General features: G+C 61.2%; 21 protein-coding genes and 1 pseudogene. 13 read left to right on the top strand and 9 right to left on the bottom strand.

The features are described 5' to 3' along the window. Positions 1-5 precede the first annotated feature (5 nt). From AC1DVN_RS15380 to AC1DVN_RS15340, 9 genes and pseudogenes are all read left to right on the top strand, one after another. Positions 6-1,199: an MCE family protein gene (locus AC1DVN_RS15380; RefSeq protein ID WP_238076902.1), complete on the top strand. Its 1,194-nt coding sequence runs from the start codon at positions 6-8 to the stop codon at positions 1,197-1,199. Then, positions 1,196-2,227: an MCE family protein gene (locus AC1DVN_RS15375; RefSeq protein ID WP_477993995.1), complete on the top strand. Its 1,032-nt coding sequence runs from the start codon at positions 1,196-1,198 to the stop codon at positions 2,225-2,227. The genes AC1DVN_RS15380 and AC1DVN_RS15375 overlap by 4 nt, the downstream gene beginning before the upstream one ends. Beyond that, positions 2,227-3,282 (top strand): MCE family protein, encoded by a 1,056-nt coding sequence (locus AC1DVN_RS15370; RefSeq protein ID WP_029537558.1) that lies wholly within the window; start codon positions 2,227-2,229, stop codon positions 3,280-3,282. The genes AC1DVN_RS15375 and AC1DVN_RS15370 overlap by 1 nt, the downstream gene beginning before the upstream one ends. Further along, positions 3,279-4,376, top strand: a complete 1,098-nt coding sequence (locus AC1DVN_RS15365; RefSeq protein ID WP_477993994.1) for an MCE family protein — start codon at positions 3,279-3,281, stop codon at positions 4,374-4,376. Before AC1DVN_RS15370 ends, AC1DVN_RS15365 begins: the two co-directional genes overlap by 4 nt. Further along, positions 4,373-5,437 carry an MCE family protein gene (locus AC1DVN_RS15360; RefSeq protein ID WP_477993993.1) on the top strand — a complete coding sequence of 355 codons (1,065 nt, stop codon included), beginning with the start codon at positions 4,373-4,375 and terminating at the stop codon, positions 5,435-5,437. The genes AC1DVN_RS15365 and AC1DVN_RS15360 overlap by 4 nt, the downstream gene beginning before the upstream one ends. Continuing rightward, positions 5,434-6,654 carry an MlaD family protein gene (locus tag AC1DVN_RS15355; RefSeq protein WP_021342906.1) on the top strand — a complete coding sequence of 407 codons (1,221 nt, stop codon included), beginning with the start codon at positions 5,434-5,436 and terminating at the stop codon, positions 6,652-6,654. Before AC1DVN_RS15360 ends, AC1DVN_RS15355 begins: the two co-directional genes overlap by 4 nt. After that, a complete protein-coding gene (locus AC1DVN_RS15350) occupies positions 6,641-7,198 on the top strand; it encodes a mce associated protein mas1a (protein WP_477846357.1) in 558 nt (185 codons plus the stop codon). Before AC1DVN_RS15355 ends, AC1DVN_RS15350 begins: the two co-directional genes overlap by 14 nt. 24 nt (positions 7,199-7,222) lie before the next feature. After that, positions 7,223-8,128: an oxygenase MpaB family protein gene (locus AC1DVN_RS15345; protein WP_020968478.1), complete on the top strand. Its 906-nt coding sequence runs from the start codon at positions 7,223-7,225 to the stop codon at positions 8,126-8,128. Between the two features lie 483 nt (positions 8,129-8,611). Continuing rightward, a pseudogene (locus AC1DVN_RS15340) lies at positions 8,612-8,938 on the top strand (transglycosylase family protein); the annotation flags it as partial. 365 nt (positions 8,939-9,303) lie between these two features. Here the strand turns inward: AC1DVN_RS15340 and AC1DVN_RS15335 are convergent. From AC1DVN_RS15335 to AC1DVN_RS15320, 4 genes are all read right to left on the bottom strand, one after another. Continuing rightward, on the bottom strand, positions 9,304-9,795 hold the full coding sequence (locus AC1DVN_RS15335) for an NUDIX domain-containing protein (protein WP_477846358.1): 492 nt from the start codon (positions 9,793-9,795) through the stop codon (positions 9,304-9,306). Between the two features lie 23 nt (positions 9,796-9,818). After that, positions 9,819-10,586: an alpha/beta hydrolase gene (locus AC1DVN_RS15330; protein ID WP_477993992.1), complete on the bottom strand. Its 768-nt coding sequence runs from the start codon at positions 10,584-10,586 to the stop codon at positions 9,819-9,821. Between the two features lie 101 nt (positions 10,587-10,687). After that, complete coding sequence (locus tag AC1DVN_RS15325) at positions 10,688-11,197, bottom strand: hypothetical protein (protein WP_477993991.1); 510 nt, start codon at positions 11,195-11,197, stop codon at positions 10,688-10,690. Between the two features lie 5 nt (positions 11,198-11,202). Continuing rightward, positions 11,203-11,475, bottom strand: coding sequence for a DUF2277 domain-containing protein (locus AC1DVN_RS15320; RefSeq protein ID WP_003945457.1), 273 nt, complete (start codon positions 11,473-11,475; stop codon positions 11,203-11,205). A gap of 132 nt (positions 11,476-11,607) precedes the next feature. On the opposite strand from AC1DVN_RS15320, the gene AC1DVN_RS15315 reads away from it, so the two are divergent. After that, a complete protein-coding gene (locus AC1DVN_RS15315) occupies positions 11,608-12,486 on the top strand; it encodes a bile acid:sodium symporter family protein (RefSeq protein ID WP_477993990.1) in 879 nt (292 codons plus the stop codon). Positions 12,487-12,567: 81 nt separating this feature from the next. After that, the gene (locus tag AC1DVN_RS15310) at positions 12,568-13,578 is read left to right on the top strand and encodes an ABC transporter substrate-binding protein (protein ID WP_477993989.1); all 1,011 of its coding nucleotides are present in this window, start codon (positions 12,568-12,570) and stop codon (positions 13,576-13,578) included. A gap of 47 nt (positions 13,579-13,625) precedes the next feature. On the opposite strand, the gene AC1DVN_RS15305 is transcribed toward AC1DVN_RS15310, so the two are convergent. Then, positions 13,626-14,213, bottom strand: coding sequence for a TetR/AcrR family transcriptional regulator (locus AC1DVN_RS15305; RefSeq protein ID WP_477993988.1), 588 nt, complete (start codon positions 14,211-14,213; stop codon positions 13,626-13,628). A gap of 95 nt (positions 14,214-14,308) precedes the next feature. Here AC1DVN_RS15305 and AC1DVN_RS15300 point away from each other — a divergent pair, with 95 nt between their 5' ends. Further along, on the top strand, positions 14,309-15,709 hold the full coding sequence (locus tag AC1DVN_RS15300) for a cytochrome P450 (RefSeq protein ID WP_428691390.1): 1,401 nt from the start codon (positions 14,309-14,311) through the stop codon (positions 15,707-15,709). Between the two features lie 97 nt (positions 15,710-15,806). Further along, complete coding sequence (locus AC1DVN_RS15295) at positions 15,807-16,124, top strand: DUF4333 domain-containing protein (protein WP_020906277.1); 318 nt, start codon at positions 15,807-15,809, stop codon at positions 16,122-16,124. Positions 16,125-16,178: 54 nt separating this feature from the next. On the opposite strand, the gene AC1DVN_RS15290 is transcribed toward AC1DVN_RS15295, so the two are convergent. From AC1DVN_RS15290 to AC1DVN_RS15275, 4 genes are all read right to left on the bottom strand, one after another. After that, complete coding sequence (locus AC1DVN_RS15290) at positions 16,179-17,327, bottom strand: acetyl-CoA C-acetyltransferase (RefSeq protein WP_003945727.1); 1,149 nt, start codon at positions 17,325-17,327, stop codon at positions 16,179-16,181. A gap of 11 nt (positions 17,328-17,338) precedes the next feature. Next, the gene (locus AC1DVN_RS15285) at positions 17,339-18,010 is read right to left on the bottom strand and encodes a TetR/AcrR family transcriptional regulator (protein WP_003945807.1); all 672 of its coding nucleotides are present in this window, start codon (positions 18,008-18,010) and stop codon (positions 17,339-17,341) included. Between the two features lie 76 nt (positions 18,011-18,086). Continuing rightward, a complete protein-coding gene (locus AC1DVN_RS15280; RefSeq protein WP_003945582.1) occupies positions 18,087-18,899 on the bottom strand; it encodes an SDR family oxidoreductase in 813 nt (270 codons plus the stop codon). Further along, positions 18,899-20,128 carry an acyl-CoA dehydrogenase family protein gene (locus tag AC1DVN_RS15275; RefSeq protein ID WP_019746947.1) on the bottom strand — a complete coding sequence of 410 codons (1,230 nt, stop codon included), beginning with the start codon at positions 20,126-20,128 and terminating at the stop codon, positions 18,899-18,901. Before AC1DVN_RS15275 ends, AC1DVN_RS15280 begins: the two co-directional genes overlap by 1 nt. Between the last annotated feature and the right edge of the window lie 4 nt (positions 20,129-20,132).

Raw genomic sequence — 20,132 nt, 5'->3', positions numbered from 1 at the left:
AGATCGTGTATGCCCTTCGCGGCGCGATCGCCGTAGTGGTAGCCGTCGCCGCCGCTGTGACAATGGTTCTACGCGGTTCGGGAAACCTCGAGCAGAGCACCGATATCTTCGTCGCTGTTCCAGCCACAGCCGGTCTCATCAGCGGTGAAGCTCCGGTTCGGTACCACGGCGTCAACGTCGGCCGAATCGGCGAAATCGAATCAGGCACCGCCGAATCCGTTGTGCAGTTGCAGATTCAGACCGATGACGCGTCGAAGATTCCCGCCGACGTGGTGGCCCGCGTCGTTCCGCGCACGTTCTTCGGCGACATCTACATGCAGCTCGTGGACAGTCCGAATGAGCAGGGCCAGACGACTCTGTCGGACGGAGACGAGATCCACATGGACGACGGTCCCGAAGCCGTTGCGCTCTACGACGTGTACACCAAATTGGTGGGAGTCCTCACGGCGATGCAGCCCGAGAAGTTGCAGACAGCCCTGACTGCGCTGGGCCAGGCACTCGACGGAAACGGAGCCGAGATCGGTACCACAATAGACAATCTCAGTGCCGCGTCCGGCGTATTGACGCCCGCCGCACACCAATTCCTCGAATCGACACCCGAATTCAAGTCGGTCGTCGACGCGTTGGACCGCGCGACCCCCGACATTCTCGATACCTTGGCAGCCGCCACAACCGTCTCGAACAACATGGTCGCCAACAGAGCGAATCTCGAGTCCTCGATCGGCGCGGCCGCAGTCTTCGCCGCTACCGTCGACGATTTTGTCGTGGAGAACAACCGAAACATCATCACTGTGATCGATTCCGCCGGAAAGATACTCGCAACCACCGCGGCCAATCCCGGAGGACTGCGTTCCACCCTCGCCAATGCCAGTACGTTCGGCGCCGCGGGCGCGCGGGTCTTCGCCACCGGTAAGTTCGACATCACAGCAGTTGCCACGTTCGCCGAACCGCTCCCATACACCGGCGATGATTGCCCGCAGTACGGGGACTCGCGCGGCGCGCAGTGTTCAGGCTCCAACCTGACGCCTGCACAACCCGTCAGTGCCCCGGTCGTGGGCGGCGAAGCCGAAGCGGCCACGCTGCGCTACCTCGAAGATCAGCTACTGGGCGGATCGCCGGAACGCTCGGACACCCCCAACCCGGCAACAACACTGATGTTGGGGCCGATGGTCAGAGGCAATGAGGTGACCGTCCCGTGAAGGTCCGTCCTGGCCAGGTAATTCGGTTGTCACTCTTCTGTCTCACCGGCGTCGCTTGTGCGTCGTTCGTGGCGAACACGTTGTCGGTACCGGTTCGCGGAAGCACCGATTCGTATTCGTTCGAGTTCACCGATGTCGAAGGCCTCAACCCGGGTAACCCGGTCACGATGTCCGGTGTGCGTATCGGCCGCGTGGACTCGGTTGCGTTTGCCGACAACGGCGGCGGCACGAGCAAGGCGATCGTCGACGTCGAAATCGAGTCGCAATATTCCCTCGAGTCGGATGTCCGTGCCGCCGTGCGCTACGGCGACATGCTCGGTGCTCGATATCTGGCACTGACGCAGGACGACAGCGCGACAACGGTATCCGCAAGACAGCTCGAACCAGGTGACACGATACCGCTGGCGCAGACAACACCGCCGATCAACTTGACGGCACTGATGAACGGGTTCAAACCGTTGTTCGCCGCGCTGCAACCCGAGCAGGTGAACACGCTCACGCGAAGTTTTGTCGAAACCTTCAACGGCCAGGGCCAGGCGATGACCACCCTCCTCGACCAGATCGCGACCATGAGCTCCGGCCTTGTCGACCGTCAGGACGTCTTCGCACAACTACTCACGAACATGAACACTCTTCTCACCTCCGTCGACGAACGCCAACCCGAATTGGTCGGTCTGCTGGACGGTTTGAACGATCTGAGTACTTCCGTCGTCGGGCAGAACGATCAACTGGTCTCGCTCTTGGATCAGGGAAACCGAACTGTCTCGTCGTTGGCTCAGATCATGGCCGGGTCGAACGGCACATTCGGTCAGACCGTGCAACAACTCGAAAGTATCACCGGGAGTTGGATTGCGAGCACCGACGAGTTCAACAAACTTCTCGCCAACCTTCCCCAGTTCGCCGACGCCGCCAACCGGATCGGAAGTTACGGAAGTTTCATCAGCCTGTATCTGTGCAATTTCACTCTGAAGGCAGGCGACATGGAAGCCAACATCTTCGGTCCGACACATTCGCCGGTGTGCTCATGATGTTCCTGGTCAAGCTGATCGACGTGTTCGTCGGCATCATGCTCTTCCTGTTCAAAGGGGATCGCCGTCGCAGCGGTAGCGGCACCGCTCTCGCCCTGGGTAGTCTCGGAATCTTCGTTCTGGTGGTGGGACTCGGCGCCGCCTTGGGCATTCCGAAGCTCTGGTACAACGTACGCACGTCGGCATACACAGCGGAGTTGGCCAATGCCAGCGGGCTTTCCGACACCGATCCGGTTTACGTGGCCGGGGTTCCCGCGGGCCGAGTGGATTCGATCGACCTTGCCGGCGACCACGTCGTCGTCAACTTCCGCTTGGACAAGGACCAGCCTTTGGGAAACCAGAGCACGGCGACTGTCAGGCTCAAGACGGTCCTTGGCAAGCGCTACCTGGAGATCGTGCCGGCCGGAGTCGTCGACGACTCCGATGCGCGGGTCATCCCGCTCTCCCGCACAACCGTGCCGTACAGCCTCGACGACGTCAGCAGTGATGCCACCACTGCGGCCACCGGCGTCGACCTACAGGCGATGGAGTCCATGATGAACACCCTTTCGCAGGTGATTCCAACTGATTCCGATCAGGTGGGCCGGGCTCTGGCCGGAATCAGCGGCGCCTCGGCGGCTTTCGCGCAGAACAGTGAACAGATCGACCAGATTCTCATCATGTCCCGCGAGCTGTCGGACATGGCTGCGGCACAAACCGATTCGATAGTCGGTACTGCGGCCAATGCTCAGACGATCGTTCGTACTCTTGCGATGCGCAAGGACGCACTGACTCAGCTGGTCGACAACCTGACAATCATCATCTCGAAGCTCTCCACCACTTTCGTCGATCGTCAGGACGAGTTCGGAGCCATGACCGACAACCTCGTCGAGGTCACCACCACGCTGAAGAACAACGCAGATCAGATCGACCTGCTGTTGACTCGTCTTCCTTCCGCGCTGCGTTCGGTCACCGATTCCACCGGCACCGGCAATTGGACCGACGTCAACGCGCCGGCCGCCGTGATCCCGGACAATCTGCTCTGCGCGCTCGGCATCATGGAGGGCTGCAAGTGAATACACGAAAAGCCGTCACGGCCATGCTGGTCGTGACCCTGGCGATTGCACTCCCCGGTTGGTACATCTTCGGACGAACGGATCAGTCCAAGACCGTCTACGCCGATTTCAGCTACGTCGGCGGAATCTACGAGGGAAGCAAGGTCACCGTCCTCGGAGTCGGCGTCGGGACGGTCACGTCGGTGGAACCTCGCGGAACTTCTGTTCGAGTAGCGATGTCGATGCCCAACTCCGTGGACCTGCCCGCCGACGCCTCGGCCTATGTCCTTAATCCATCGGTGATCAGCGATCGCCACATCGAACTCGGCCCGGCTTACACCGGCGGAGAGACGCTGAAAGACGGCGACCAGATTCCGATCGAACGTGCCCACTCCCCCATAGATTTCGACGGCTTGATGGGAAGCTTCAGCACTTTGGCCGACGCATTTGCCGGGGATGGGGGCAATCTCGGCGATCTCGTGAGCCGCGGCGCTGCCGGATGGCAGGGTCAGGGCGATCAATTCAACACCGCAATTCGCAACCTCAGCACGGCAACCGGAGTTGTCGGCGCTCGGTCGGAAGACATCGGTGCCCTTGTCGACAATCTCAATACCTTGATGAATGCTCTGGACGCGAGGCAGGTCAGCCTCGACGAACTTGTCGGTGACCTCGGCACATTGGGCGATCAGTGGGCGAACCAGAACATGGACATCTCACAGCCTCTGCAGGATCTGCAGGTGGTCTTCGACCAGTTGAACAGTTTCATGACAACTCACGGCGATGATGTCGGTGCCATAGCCGACAACGTGCGAGTTCTCGGTGACACTCTGGCTGCCAAACAACCCGGCCTCGCAGAGTTCATGGACCTTGTGCCGTTGATGATGCAGAACCTTTCCCAAACAATCGGTCCTGATCAGCGCGGGCGCATTCGGCTTAACGTCTCGACTGCATTGACTCAGTTCGCGGTTGCGAAACCGCTGTGCGACACCTACAAGTTGCCGATCTGCACCGGAGCCGGGTTCACGAATCCGATTTCCTTCCCCCTCAGCACTTCTGATCCGCTCGGAATCGCCTCCGCGATTTCCGGCGGAGCCGTCCCCGGAGGTGGCAATTGACGCGGCAATCGGTTCGAATAGTCGCCGGTATCGTGATCATCGGTGTGGGTTCTGCGGCCGTGTTCGCCTTCGGCGGCTGTAGCGCAGGCATTCAAGACCTACCCCTGGGTCGTTCGGCCGACGGTGATGCGTACAACGTGGCGCTGCAGCTGGCCGGCGCCGACGGCCTGGTGTTGGGGGCAGACGTCCGCAGCGGCCAGAAAGTCATCGGCCGAGTATCCGCGCTGTCCGCCGACGTCGTCGGAGCCGATGTGACACTGAGTCTGGACGCCGCGACGCCGTTGCCGGACAACGTCGAAGCATCCGTCGAACTCCCGTCCGCACTGGGCAACCCGTTCATCAGACTATTGGTGCCGGAGGTTCCGTCCGGCTCGATGCTCAGCGACGGCGACACAATTCCGGAGTCTCGCACCGAGATCGGTCCGCAAGTCGAAAGTGCGCTTGCCACGCTCGGTACGGTTCTGACCGGAAGCGGCATCGATCAACTCGATACCGTGGTGCGCGAGCTGAACACCGCGTTTTCCGGGCGCTCCGGTGAAGTTCGTTCTCTGACCGACACCCTGACCTCGCTCATGGCAGAGGCAAGCAGTCACCGCAGCGAGTTCGACGAGGCCGTCGACCTCGCTGCCCGGGTCTCCTCCCAACTGGCCGGCCAACGCGACGTCGTCGACAACTACCTCGATTCCGTTCCACAGGTGGTGTCGATTCTCGTGGGACAGAAGGATCAGATTGCAAGCCTGTTGAACTCGACCGTTCAGCTCGCCACCAACGCAAACACCATCCTCGACTCGTCACCCGACGGCCTCGACGCGATGCTGCACGATGCGTCGACCGTTGTCGGGACTCTGGATTCGTTCAATTCGGAGATCGGTCAGACACTGGCGAATATGAACGGACTGCTCGAGAACTTCACCAGTGCAGTCCAAGGTGACTACCTCGTTTTCGACGGCGCCCTGGATATTCCGGGAACGATCGACAAGCTCTGGAGCGGCGGGATGGCCGGTCAATCGATCACACCGGCGGGAACTCTCACCGATCTACTTCAAGGAGGTCTGCGTTGAGTCGCCTTGCGCTTGTTCAACTTGTCCTGTTCGCTCTGATCGCTGCTGTGGTAATCCCTTTCGGAATCGTCTACGTGGTCGGCCCTCAGGGTTTCGGTGGCCAAATCCGGCTGCACGCCAACATGTCCGACGCCTTCGGGCTGACCAAGGGCACGGTCGTCACGTATCGCGGCGTACAGGTGGGGAAAGTGAGTGAAGTCGAACTCGACGCAGGCACCCGCTCGGCTCGGGTGGAACTCTCACTCAACGACAACACCGAGATACCTACCGACAGCGTCGCCAAGGTGACGATGGGGACCGCAGCCGGAATTCAGAATGTCGACATCTATCCCAACACAGACCACGGCCCGTATCTTCGGGACGGCGACGAAATCGCCATGCCCGCGGATCAGCAACCGGTCCAGATGAGCCAGTTGATGCTTCAGGCGTCCGGTGTCCTGGAAGGGATTGATCCGCAAGCGATCAGCGACATCGGGACCGAACTGGGAAATTCGTTCAACGGGCTCGGCCCGAGCTTGGCGACGATGATCGACAACGGTGGGACCATGTCCGCGCAGTTGAACGACCAGTCGGCCGAACTCGCCGCGCTGCTGTCGCGAACCTCCACGTTGGTGGACTCCATGGCGACACAATCGGATTCGTTCGTCCGAGGAATGGCAGCTGCCAAGAACTTCACCGAACAACTCGAATCCAACGCTCCGGTGCTGATCTACCTCACCGATCATTCGCCCGCCGCCCTGAACAGCGCTCAACAGTTGTTCGACAAGTACCACAACACTTTCGGAGCGGTCCTGGCCAATCTCGTCACTGTCGCACCGATCATCTCCGACCGCACAGACGCCCTCGAAACCGGACTTGTCACGATTCCTGAAGGTCTCGCCAAACTGGCATCCATCGTCAAAGGCGATCGCGCCGACTTTGCCTTGGTTGCCACACAGGGGCCGGTCTGTAACTACGACACCCCTAGGCGTGAGGTCGGCGATCTGTCTCCCACCAGTCCAAGTCTGGCGATGTACTGTCCCCCCGCCGACGACCTCGTCCAACGCGGAGCACAGAATGCTCCCCGCCCGAACGACCTCGGATTGCAGAACTCGACGGTCCCCGGTACGCCGATCGGACCGCCCGTCGTCGCAGATCCGATTCTCGTCCCCACCGGAGTCGACGCCCTGAACTACTGGAGATTGATGTTGGAAGGACTGGGAAATGGCACACGGTGACAACGCACTACTCGACGAGGCTCAAGCCGAGGTGGCCGAACATCCGACTTCTCCGTCGCTACTTCGCCGCCTCAAGGAGCCACGCAACGCACTGATCTCACTCATAGCGGTAGCGCTGGTCGCAGCATTGGTGGTGCTCGGATTCCAGATGTACTCGGCGAATCAGGAAGACACGCTGCGGCAGGAGGCTTTGGACACCGCGCGGGATTACTCGACCATCATGTCCTCCTTCGACTATCAGAACCTCGATGCCAACAAAGACAGCATCGCCTCGATGTCGACCGACGAGTTTGCCGGCACCTACCGAACGATGGTCGATTCACTGCGCGAAGTCGTCGCCGGGGGGCAAGGCCAGGCGAGCGCAACGGCGACAGACGTCGGCATCGAATCGCTGGACAATTCGTCGGCCAAGGTGCTCGTGTTCGTCGACCAACAAGCGAAGACTGTCGCAGCGCCAGAGGGAAACACACAGAAGTACCGCATGGTCGTGTCCCTGGTCCGCTCGGACGACCGGTGGCTCGTGAGCAACGTCGAGACCAAGTAACTCACCACGCGCGGAGGAAGATCCATGCCCACTCACTACCTGGATTCGGAAAAGTCCGAGTCGTCTCTTCGGACCGATCAGACACGCATCACCATCACGGCGGAGCGTAGGCGGTGGGCACGTAAACCCGCACACATCACCGACGCACTCGATTTCTGGTCGTTCGCCGGAGCCGCTGCCAACGTCATCCTGCAACTCGGTTGGCCCGAGGTGGCGTACGGCGTCATGGAGAGCAAGGTCGAATCTGGTGCTCTGACAGCGCATCCGTGGAAGCGCGCACGAACCACAACGCAGTACCTGACGGTCGCGATCCTGGGCAACGAGGAAGAGCGAAAGGCCTACCGCGAGGCTGTGAATTCGGTACACCGACATGTGAAGTCGGATGCGAACAGCCCGGTCAAGTACAACGCCTTCAATCGCGAACTCCAATTATGGGTTGCTGCTTGCCTGTTCATCGGTTTCGAAGACAGTCATCAGTTGTTGCACGGCAAGATGTCGGAAGAACAGGCGGAGTCGTTCTATCAGTCCGCATCAACTTTGGGAACGACACTGCAGGTCACCGAAGAGATGTGGCCGGCCACACGCGCAGACTTCGAGCGCTACTGGAACCTCGGTTGCGAACGCGTCGTGATCGACGAACGCACCAAGCAGTATCTGATCGACCTGGTCAATCTACAGATGATCGCTTGGCCGATACGCCTGGTATTCCGAAACTTGTTGCGGTTCCTGACGGTCGGATTCCTTCCACCGATCTACCGCGACCAACTCGACCTCGAGTGGACCGAAGACGACCGCCGCCGGTTCGAACACCTCTTCATTTTCGTGTCGTTCGTCAACAGGTTCATCCCACGCTCCGTTCGTCAGGCCGGCAACACCATACAGATGCGCGACATTCGTCGTCGGATCAAGGCGAGCAAGAATCTCGTCTGAGCCAGCAGCGCGTAATTCGTTTTCAATTCTGCTGCCCCACAGGTAAATCGGGGCGGTCGGTCGACAATAGATCGCGGTTCGACACAGCCTCCTGTGTGACCAGAACTGGGGCCGGAAATCGACAAAACCGGCCGATCGAGCGCCACATTCGCCACATACCGACGCCATCAAGACGCATTTCCAGTGACTTGCATCACACTTTATCTCGATTATGTAACGCCGAGAGAGGTGGCATATCGCCACGCCACCTGGGAAAACACTCTTTGATGCATTTCTGTTGCACAAACATGCGTCGACACGCCGACCCGTGACCAATCCGTAATCATCTCTTATGGTTGGTGACAGCCCGATCAACCGGGCATTACCGAATCGCCACCGCCCGTCCCACCCCGCGGTTCGGACTCGACAACATTCCTAGTGGTGGGAGCGGAGCTGAGACGGTCACCGTCCTCCGTCGGCGGGACTCGAGAGGATTTACCAAAAATGACCAAGACCACCGTTACCCGTGCCCTTGCCTCTGTCGCCGCAGCCGGAGCCCTCGCAGCCGGAGCCCTCGGACTGAGCGCCGGCACCGCATCCGCAGCCACCCACGACTGGTCGGGTGTCGCAGAATGCGAATCTTCGGGCAACTGGGCCGCGAACACCGGAAACGGCTACTACGGCGGGCTCCAGTTCAGCCAGAGCACGTGGGAAGCCTACGGCGGAGCCGGCAGTGCCGCCAACGCCAGCCAGGCAGAACAGGTCCGCGTCGCGGAAAACGTCCTTGCCGGTCAGGGTGCCGGCGCGTGGCCGGTTTGCGGACAGTACCTCCGCTGAGCCCAGCCCAAGTAGTGCGTCACTGCCCGGTGTTCGTCGAGAATTCGACGGCCCGGGCAGTGTTGTACACCGATACCTATTTCCCACCACCATTACTGTTGAAAGATGTTACAGCGGTGCGTGATCCGTCGGGATGACGCGGTGCGAGCGAGGTATATCGACTCGCCTTCCGATCCCCCATCATCCCGCGAAGAATTATCGACAACCTTTGGAGCATCCTTCTGAACCGGTTGCGAGAACTGACCGGCGCAGCCGTAGACGCGTACGGGATGGGCTCCTTGCGCACGTAGTGCTCCATAACCCCAGTTTAGCCGTGTTTCGATGCCGAAATGCTCGAATACGGCGATGCCTCGCGGCCCTCATGGTGCCCGAACAAAATGTTCCAGCGAACTCGGTGATCCATCCTTGACCAGGCGTGCAAACCGGTCGGGTAAATCGCGTGGCCCGAACACTTCTCGACCATTGTGTGACAGAAGGCGGTCAACGCTCCACCACTCGAAGTGCTCGACCAGCTCGGCGGCCAGCGCTTCGCGCCCCAACGACCCACAGGGCTCGAATGCGGCCGCTACCGGCACGAGGAAGTAGTCGTTGATCGCACCGTCCCAACCCGGCAATATCGTCGGATCATGGATCTCCTCATGCCACACATGGGTGGCGTCGCCGTAGTCACGCAAGCCGATCTCCTCGTCCAATTCGCGCGCGAGCGCCTCGGGCGGGGTTTCGTCTCCTTCCAAGCCTCCGCCCGGAGGACACCAGACCGTCAGCCCGCCCCCGGGTGCGATGAATCGGTACAGCAGAAGACGAGACTGGTCGTCAACGACCAACCCCCTGGCCGAATGCCTCAGACGCATGAGTGCCACTGTAAGTCAGCAGGTCAGGCCACAACGGCCAACTCCGGCAGTCCGGCAACCACAACCGCGAGGTTGTAACCCGACATCCGCAGTTCTCCGTTGTCCCCGGTTCTCGCGTACTCCGCATGACCGAAAGCCCGCTCGTGCTTGACACCGTCCAGGGTGATCCCCTCGGCCGTGGACAATCGGTGGAACTCGGTGCGTGTCGGATCGCCACCGAAACGGCCGAACCCCGCGATACTGTCGCCTTCCGCTTTCATGACGTAGACGTGGCGGTCGGCGATACCGAGGTCCGACTCCACCTTGGCCCGCACGCCGGGTGAACCGTAGAACACCACGTCGTCGACCGCTGCGCTTGCCCCGCGTTGCAGCGCAAGAGAAGTCGCAAGCGATCCGTAGGAGTGACCCAACGCGGTGATATGGACTCGGTCGTTGACCGACGCAGCACGAAGACCGTGAAAGAAGCTACCCAATGCGTCGGCGGCTATGCCTGCCTTGGACGATCGACTTACGTCGAAGCTGGCCCGACCGATGTCGAACTTTCCCGGCCCGATCACCTGTGGCGCGTCGTATCCGATCCAGGCGATGGTGGCCACGCTTTCCTTTCGGCCGGCCAGTTCGAGTTGGCGCATCGCCTCGGCTCGTAATCGTGTTGCCTCGCCGACCATTCCGCGCATCGAGTCCTTGACGTTGGTGTTCAATCCGGGAATCGTCACGGAGATGTGATCCGCTGTGTCCGGATCACCGATCGCGATTGCCGCGAAGCCGCGTTCACCCGAGCGCATGTCCATGAGCAGTAACCGTCGACAAGGTTCGGCGCGAAACAACTCGTCGAGCGCGTCCAGATCCTCGAGTTTGCGTTCGGCGTACCACTGGCCCGCCCCTGTGTTACTCAGCCTGCCGCCGAAGAACTCACGGTGGAGTTCTTGCGAGATTCGGACTGAATCATCTTGCAGCCGTGCTCGTTCCGATTGAATTCGATCGAGATTGGCAGGACTGCGAACCGCAGAAGGAATTCCGTCGAGGGATCAGGGCTGAACGCTCGCCACTCCTCCCCCACACGCACAGCTTTGTCACGGAGGTCGGTGCCGACCTGAGACCGCAGAGACGACGCATGATGAAGATCCGCGCTGACCAGCAGTGCCTCACCGATCAGTTCTCGCACCGCGACCTCGAGCAACTGGGCATGCACGTGGAGCGGGTGACCGTCGGCGATGGGCGCAACGGCAGAGACCGTTCCGTCCTGACGAATATGCAAGTCGTCGGCGACGGCCTCTTTGCGCAGCGTATCCAGCCGTCGCCGGATGTCGCGGACACGATGAGCGACCAGAACGCCCTCCAGCCCAGCTGACAGCTGATCCAACGGTTCGACGTCCCATACGTCGATATCTGTGAGATCCACTCGGGTCAGGACGAACGAGCAGCGATCCGCGCCTGCACTTCCGGACGACGCAACGGTGGGACGGTCTGAGGTGGCTGTCTGCGAGGTGGCAATGCGCTGAGCAGGCGCGTCGTCGTTTCGGTCACCTCACGCACCGCCTGTTCGAAGGCGTCTCGGTTCGCGTCGGACACCTTGGCTATTCCACTCACCTTACGTACGTATTGGCGAGAGGCGGCCTCGATCTCCTCGGGCGTAGCAGCGGGCTCGAGTCCACGAAGTTCAGTGATGTTTCGGCACATAATTCGACGATAACCCTGCTCACCGACGCCGTCACGGTTCGATACACCAATGTATCCAAACTGCCACGCAGATCCGGGCATCACGGTAGTTTCAGTGAAATTCCCCCAGTGACTGGAAGTAGCCACTAACTCATGGACTCTGCACTCACCTCCGTCGGCCTACCCGCCGCACTCGCCATCATCATGTTCGGCCTCGGGCTTTCCCTGACGGTCGGAGATTTCGCCCGCGTGGCAAAAGCGCCGAAGGCCGTTTCGATCGCCCTGATCTGTCAGTTGTTGTTGCTCCCGGCCGCGGCCTTCGGATTGGTCACGTTGTTCGACCTCGACCCACTGCTCGCGGTCGGCATGATGCTCCTCGCCGCATCACCAGGCGGCACGACGGCAAACCTGTTCAGCCATCTGTTCCGCGGCGATGTTGCTCTCAATGTGACACTGACTGCGGTCAATTCGGCGATAGCGGTGGTCACTCTCCCCCTGATCACCAACTTCGCGTTGGGTTACTTCGAACCCGAGGACGCGGACGGCACTCTCGGGCTTCAGTTCACGAAGGTGCTCCAGGTCTTTGCCGTCGTATTGATTCCTGTCGCCCTCGGAATGTGGGTTCGGTTGCGCTCGAGCGCCTTTGCCGAGCGGATGGACAAGCCCGTCCGCATCGGATCTGCGGTGGTTCTGGCACTGGTGATCGTCGGAACGGTTGTTTCCGAGCGCGAGAACATCGCGGACTATCTCGTCGACATCGGCGTCGTCGCTGCCTTGTTCTGCCTGCTGAGCCTCTCGATCGGTTACATCGTTCCCCGCATCTTCGGTATCGAGGATCGTCAGGCCATCGCCAGTTCCATGGAAATCGGCATCCACAACAGCACGTTGGCGATCACCATCGCCGTCAGTCTCCTGGACAATGTGCAATTGGCAGTGCCGGCTGCGGTGTACGGCGTTCTCATGTTCCCGCTCGCCGCTGCCTTCGGCGCAACGATCACCCGCAAGTCACGGACAATGGCCGAAATCGACTAATATCAGGCGGTTTTCGATATAGGTGATCTGGTATCGCCGACCCTACGATCGATACGGACTTAGACCGAAGGGTATCGAAAAATGCTGACCACCACACCTACCGTGCTGGACGAACGCGCCTGGCAAGAGCTAGTCGACGCACTGACCCGTCGCCAATTCGGCATCGGAGCCGGGATGGCAGCAGCGGCAACAATTCTGTCGTCCTGCAGTTCCAGTGACGGTTCGGGTACATCTGACGACACTCAAATGCGCACCGTCACCACACCGTTGGGAACTTACGACATACCGACCAACCCCAAGCGGGTCTTGGCCGTCGACGCCCGCACCGACCTCGAGCTCGCCATTGCCCTGGAACTACCGGTCTTCGGATACAACATCTCGCCCGCCACCGAGTGGGTTCCCGTCGACGGTTCGGCCGAATACCTCAGCGACAAGCCCAATCTGGAGCAGATCCTCGGACTCGCACCCGATCTCATCATCTGCGTCAACGCCGACAACGAGTACTGGCCCGCTGCAAAACTCCAAGCCATCGCTCCTGTCCTGACAACCGAATCAAAGCAGACGTGGCGAGAAAATCTCACCCGACTCTCCGATTGGTTGGGCCGAACCCCCACCATGGATCGCCTGATCACCGATTACGACGCTCTGATCACCGACATCCGCTCTCGACACGCTTCGGCGATCGTGGGAAAGACCGTCGCGAGTTTGTCCTACAGTCCGGACAAGGCCACGATCTACATCGACAGCCTGCCCGTGTCGGAGGAAACCGGTAAGAAGAATCGCCAACCCACCGACATGACGCTCGCTGACATCGGTGGAAGAACATTGAACACAACCGGTTTCGACAATCAGGGGCGACTGAGCATCGAGGAGATGGATCGCCTTCGCGATTGCGACGCGTTCATGGTATCCGTCACCGACAGCAGCGACACCACCTTCGATCAGCTCTCGGACAACAAGTTGTGGCAACGACTTCCGGCTGTGCAGGCCGGGAACGTCACCGTTCTGCGCGGCAGTACGTACTTCGGATCCATCTACACCACCATGTACGTAGCCAAGGGCTGGGACGATCTCTATTCGACGCTCGACTGATCAGACTTGTCCGTGGAAATGCCGGCCGCTCCCACGCGGTCGGCATTTCACGTTTCGAGGTCGATGCCCATCGCTCCGGAGAGGGTCCGCAGACAAATCACTCTCAACTCTTCCTGCGGTATGGAAGGTTGATCGAGCCAGTCGAGGCAGACAGCCCGGACGAATGCGATCCATCCCCGAACTGCGACGGCAGCGATCTGTCTTCTTTCACCCTCGAATTCCAGTGCGTCGAGGATTCGAATCTGCTGCTGTTCGAGTTCCCGTTCGACGATCGCTCGGATACCGGCCTCGGCGGAGAGCGTCCCCACGTTGATGGCGCGTACTCCCCTGCTGTGCGACTTCACGTACGCGAAGTAGGCGTCCAACCCGGCTGCCACCTGTTCGCGCACCGGTAGCGTCGCGTCCGGTGCGGTCACCTCGAGCAGGTGCTGCGATTCGCGCTCGACGATTGCGGCGAAGAAGTCTCGCTTGGTCGGGAAGTAGTGGTACATCAACCCGCGCGAGACGCCCGCAATCTCGGCGACCTCTTCGATCCAGACGTCCTCGTACGAACGATCGGCAAAAAGTTGCGCGCCGATGTCGAGCAACTGCGTGCGCCGCTGCTCTCGGTCCAGGCGTTTTCGTGGTGCGACCATAGACAAGTCAGATTACTACTTGACACCGATTCAGTAAGGCGTACTTTGCGTACTAGACACCAATTCAGTAAGCGATCTCACCCGGGGGACACACCATGAGCGTCGACACCACTCCAGAGGCGACGACCGATGCTCGGATTCCGCATCCGGCATGGCGCCTGCCAGTCCTCGGGGACGTCCTCGGGATCAATATCCGGACGCCGCTGCAGAACTCCGTGAGCATCGGGCGCGAACTCGGCCCGATCTTCGAGAGAAATGTCCTGGGAAATCGCTTCGTCTTCGCCTCGGGCGCGGACATGGTGGCAGAACTGTCCGACGAGTCCCGGTTCGCGAAGCACCTTGCGCCTGGAGTCAAAGCACTCCGCGGAATCGGCGGCGACGGACTGTTCACTGCGTACAACCACGAACCCAACTGGGGCAAGGCGCACAATCTCCTGGCCCCGGCGTTCAGCCAGACTGCGATGCGCTCGTACCACCGCACCATGCTCGACGTGGCCGGCGAGCTGGTCGATCATTGGGACAGTCGTGACAGCGACTCCCCCGTCGACGTCTCGGCAGACATGACCAAGCTGACGTTGGAGACCATCGGACGCACTGGATTCAGCTACTCGTTCGACTCTTTCGAGCGGGACGAGCAGCACCCGTTCGTCAAGGCGATGGTCGGCGCTCTCTCCCATTCACAACGCACGACGTTCTTGAAGTCGACGGCCCTGGGGCGAGTCCTCGCACGTCGGGCCGATCAACGTGACGAGGTCCGCAAGGCGTACATGGCCGAGGTTGTGGACGAGGTGATCCGTGCCCGGCGGACAAGTACCGAACCGGGGCCGGAAGATCTTCTCGAACTGATGCTGCGGGCGGCACGCGAAAACGATCCCAACCGTATCGACGAACTGAACATCCGCCATCAGGTCGTGACCTTCCTCGTCGCGGGACACGAAACCACCTCCGGCGCGTTGTCGTTCGCGCTGTACTACCTGTCACGAAACCCTGACGTGCTGGCCAAGGCGCAAGCCGAGGTCGACAAGGTCTGGGAGGGCGAGGAGCCCGCCTTCGAGAAGATCGCGAAACTTCGATACGTACGACGCGTCCTCGACGAATCATTGCGTCTGTGGCCGACCGCTCCCGCCTACGGCCGTGCGGCGCTCGAAGACACCACGCTCGTCGGCAAGTATCCGATGAAAAAGGGCGATTGGATGCTCGTGCTCATCCCGTCACTTCATCGCGATCCCGTGTGGGGCAACGATCCCGAGGCTTTCGATCCGGATCGTTTCCTACCTGCCAACATCAAGGCCAGGCCGGCGCACGTGTACAAGCCGTTCGGAACAGGTGAACGCGCCTGCATCGGAAGACAATTCGCCATTCACGAAGCGGTCCTCGTGTTGGGCACCATCTTGCAAAAATATACGATCGAAGCCGATCCGGACTACGAGTTGAAGGTGGCCGAACGGCTCACCCTGATGCCCGAAGGCTTCAACTTGACGGTCCGCCGACGCTGAGCTCGGCAAACGGCGTCGAGTAAGTCGGTTGAACAGTCCCGAATGCGGTAATCCCTGAGGTGGCAGCAGCGAGCACCGGCGCACCCTGGGAGTTCACATGACAAAGAGGCCTGCAGTTGGAATCGTCTTGCTCTCCGCGGCATTGGCCACGGGAGCGTGCTCGGCAAGCGTCGGGACGCCGCAAGTGGACAAGTCCGAAGTCGCAAGTCAGATCTCCACTCAACTCGCCGAGAAGATCGGCGAGCCACCTGACGACGTGACGTGTCCGGAGAACCTCGACGCAGAAGTCGGCGCATCGATCACCTGCATCCTGACCGAGCAGGGCACCGAATACGACGTCACAGCTACCGTGACCAGCGTTGACGGTGAAAGTGCGAACTTCGACATCAAGGTTGCGGATGTGCCGAACAACTAACTGCTGTGCGCCTTTATTAACCGCCGGCGTTTAATAAAGGCGCACAGCAAGGCGTCAGAGCCGCTCGATAATCGTCGCGTTTGCGGTGCCACCACCTTCACAGATGGTCAGCAGGCCATAACGACCGCCGGTGCGCTCGAGTTCGTTGAGCAGGGTTGCCATCAGCTTGGTGCCGGTCGCGCCGAGCGGGTGACCGAGTGCGATCGCGCCGCCGTTGACGTTGACCTTGGCCGGATCTGCGCCGATCTCCTTGATCCAGGCCAGGACGACTGGGGCAAAAGCTTCGTTGATCTCGACGATGTCGATGTCCTCGATGCTCAGACCGGCCTTCGCGAGAGCATGCTTCGTGGCCGGGATCGGCGCACTGAGCATGAAGATCGGGTCGTCGCCGCGAGCGCTGAGGTGATGAATCCGGGCGCGGGGCTTGAGGTTGTACTTCTCCACCGCTTCCGCCGACGCCAGCAGCAGCGCACTCGCACCGTCGGAGATCTGGCTGGCCACCGCTGCGGTCATGCGGCCGTCTTCGACGAGAACCTTGAGCGTCGCCATCTTTTCGAGGCTGGTCTCGCGGGGTCCTTCGTCGACGGTCGCGTCGCCCATGGCAACGATCTCGTTGTCGAAGCGACCCGCGGCGATTGCAGCCTTGGCGCGCTCATGGCTCTGCAGGGCCCACTTCTCGAGCTCTTCGCGGCTGATGTCCCACTTCTCGGCGATCATTTCGGCGCCCTTGAACTGCGAGACTTCCTGGTCACCGTAGCGCTCGGTCCAACCGACCGAACCCGAAGTCGGCGTGTCGAATCCGTACTGCTGACCGACGATCATCGCTGCCGAGATCGGAATCTGGCTCATGTTCTGAACGCCGCCGGCAACGATCAGATCCGCGGTGCCCGACAGGATTGCCTGAGCGCCGAAGTGCACTGCCTGCTGGCTCGAACCACACTGACGGTCAACGGTCACCCCGGGAACGTGCTCCGGGAATCCCGCTGCGAGCCAGGACATACGGGCGATGTTGCCGGCCTGGCCGCCGATGGCGTCGACGCAACCGAAGATCACGTCGTCGACGTCACTGGGGTCGATACCGGTGCGCTCGACCAGTGCCTTGACGACGTGCGCACCGAGATCGATGGGGTGCACGCCGGACAGCGCGCCACCCCTCTTGCCGATCGGTGTGCGAATGGCGTCGACGATGTAAACCTCGGACATAGCGTTAGCTCCTAGTTTCGTTGTGCAGCAATAGTTCTTGAAGTTGATTCAGCAATAGCATCTGAAGTTGTAGCCGGATCGGAGAGCCCGTCGAGCACGATCGCGAGATATTGAGCCGCGACGGCGTGAGCCGACAGGGATCCACCCGGGCGGTACCAGCGAACCGCGACCCACACGGTGTCTCGCATGAATCGGAAGACCAACTCGACGTCGATGTCGGAACGGAAGGTCCCGTCCGCGACGCCGGCTTCGAGGACGCCGACCCACAGGTCCCGGAATTCGGTGTTGCGCTCGGCCAGGTAAGCGAAGCGCTCGTTCCCGACGAGGTGCTTGACCTCGTCCTGGTAGATCGCCACAGCCGAATGTGAGGCGTCGATGGCCTCGTAGGAGGTCACCACCAGCGCTTCGAGCGTCGCGCGACTGTCCAACCCCGCCGCGACGATCTCGCGGTATTTTCCGAAGAGTTCGTCGAGGAACTGGTGCAGGATCTCGTCGACCATCGACTCTTTGGAATCGAAATGGTGATACAGGCTGCCGGACAGGATCCCGGCGGCGTCGGCGATGTCGCGGACGGTCGTCGCGCGCACTCCGCGATCGGCGAACAGCCCCGCCGCGATCTCGAGCAGCTCGTCGCGGCGCCCGGACTTGCCGTTTGATTCGTCGGAATTTCGAGGTGGCGTCATGTATTCAATCCTATCCAGGGCCTTCCCCTGTGCGCGGTCAGCGAGTCCGGGGACTCTTTAACCGCGCACGGGGACGCTAGGCCCTCTGCGAAGAAACGGAGACGATCTCGCCGGTCATGTAGGTGGAGTAATCGCTGGCGAGCATCGCGATGACCGTTGCGATCTCCCAGACCTCCGCGGCGCGGCCGTAGGCCTCACCGGAAGCCAACTGGTCGAGCAGTTCCTCACTGGTGACCTTCGCCAAAAACGCGTGACGCGCGATGGAGGGCGAGACCGCGTTGATACGGACTCCGTACTCCGCGGCTTCGATAGCGCTGCACCGAGTCAGTGCCATGACGCCCGCCTTGGCTGCGGCGTAGTGAGCCTGGGAATGCTGCGCCCGCCAACCGAGAACGGACGCGTTGTTCACCAGAACACCGCCGTGCGGAACGCTCTTGAAGTACCGCAGCGCGGCACGCGTCGAACGGAAGGTGCTGTTGAGGGTGATGTCGAGAACGCGATCCCACTGATCGTCCGTCATGTCGACGACGGGTGTCTCGCCGCCCAGGCCCGCGTTGTTGACGACGATGTCGATACGTCCCAACTTCTCGGCCGCGCCGACGAACAACGCGTCGACCTGCTCGGTGCTGGAGACGTCGCAGATGATGGACTCGACCTGCTGGCCGGGAAACTCGGCCTTCAGCTTCTCCACCGTCTCGCCGAGCCGACGCTCGTGGAAGTCGGAGACGAGAACGTCGCCGCCCTCGAGAAGCACCCGGCGCGCGGTAGAGAAGCCAATGCCGGTTCCGGCTGCGGCGGTGATGATCGCCTTCTTGCCCGCGAGCAGTCCGTGGCCCGGGGTTTCCTCGGGCGCAACGGAAAGCGGGGACGCGGCTTTGGTGTCAGACATTAACGAGCCTCTCGGGGAAGACCGAGCACGCGCTCGGAAATGATGTTGCGCTGAATTTCGTTGGAGCCGCCGTAAATCGTGTCGGCGCGGGTGAAGAGGAAGAGGCGCTGCCACTCGTCGAGTTCGAGATGCTCGGGGTCGGTGATGTCCGAGGCATTGCCTTCGGAATCCGCCCACGGTGCAACCAACGACGACGCACCCTGCACGTCCATCGCCAGCTGTCCCAGGTCACGATGCCAGTTGGCCCACAACAGTTTTGCGACGGACGCTTCTCCGCCACCGGTTCCGGCGTCGACCGCGTCGAGAGTACGCATCGCGTGGGCGCGCATCACGCGCAGTCCGACCCAGGCACGAGCGATCTTCTCGCGAATGTGCGGATCCTGGTCACTGCCATTGGCCTTCGCCAGGTCGACGACGCCCTGGAGCTCGCGAGCGAATCCGATCTGCTGTCCGAGCGTCGATACCCCGCGCTCGAAGGTGAGCAGCCCCATCGCGATCTTCCAGCCCTCGCCAGGTTCCCCGACCACCAGATCGGCGTCGGTGACGGCGTCGTCGAAGAAGACCTCGTTGAACTCCGACGTACCGGTGAGCTGCTGGATGGGCCGAACTGTCACACCAGGCTGATCCAACGGGACCAGCAGGAAGCTCAAGCCCTGATGACGCTTGGAGCCCACCTCGGTGCGGCAGACCACGAAGCACCACTGCGCGACGTGAGCCAGTGAGGTCCACACCTTCTGGCCGTTGATGATCCACTTGCCGTCTTCGAGGCGTGCGGTGGTGGAGACGTTCGCGAGGTCTGAACCGGCGCCGGGCTCGGAGTAGCCCTGCGACCACAGTTCGCTGACCGTGTTGATGCCAGGAAGGAATCGGCGCTTCTGCTCGTCGGTTCCGTACGCGATCAGCGTCGGGCCGAGCAGCTCTTCACCGATGTGGCTGACGCGAGCGGGCGCACCGGCCTTCGCGTACTCCTGATGGAAGATGACCTGCTGAGAGATGCTTGCTCCCCGCCCGCCGAACTCCTTCGGCCACCCGAGGCACGTCCACCCTGCGGCTGCGAGGTGCTTGTCCCACTCGAGTCGTTGCTCGAAGAACTCGTGCTCACTGCCGGGGCCGCCCTTACCCTTGAGCTGGGCAAATTTGCCCGTCAAGTTCTCGGCCAACCACTGCGCGACCGTGGCCGCAAACTCGTCGTCCGTCATCTGCCCGTCCGGGCTCTCGCTCTGGTCCACATAT

This window comes from Rhodococcus sp. P4_E4 (assembly GCF_056401575.1).
The sequence above is the reverse complement of the archived record's forward strand: the minus strand, read 5'-3'. Positions and strand labels throughout refer to the sequence as shown.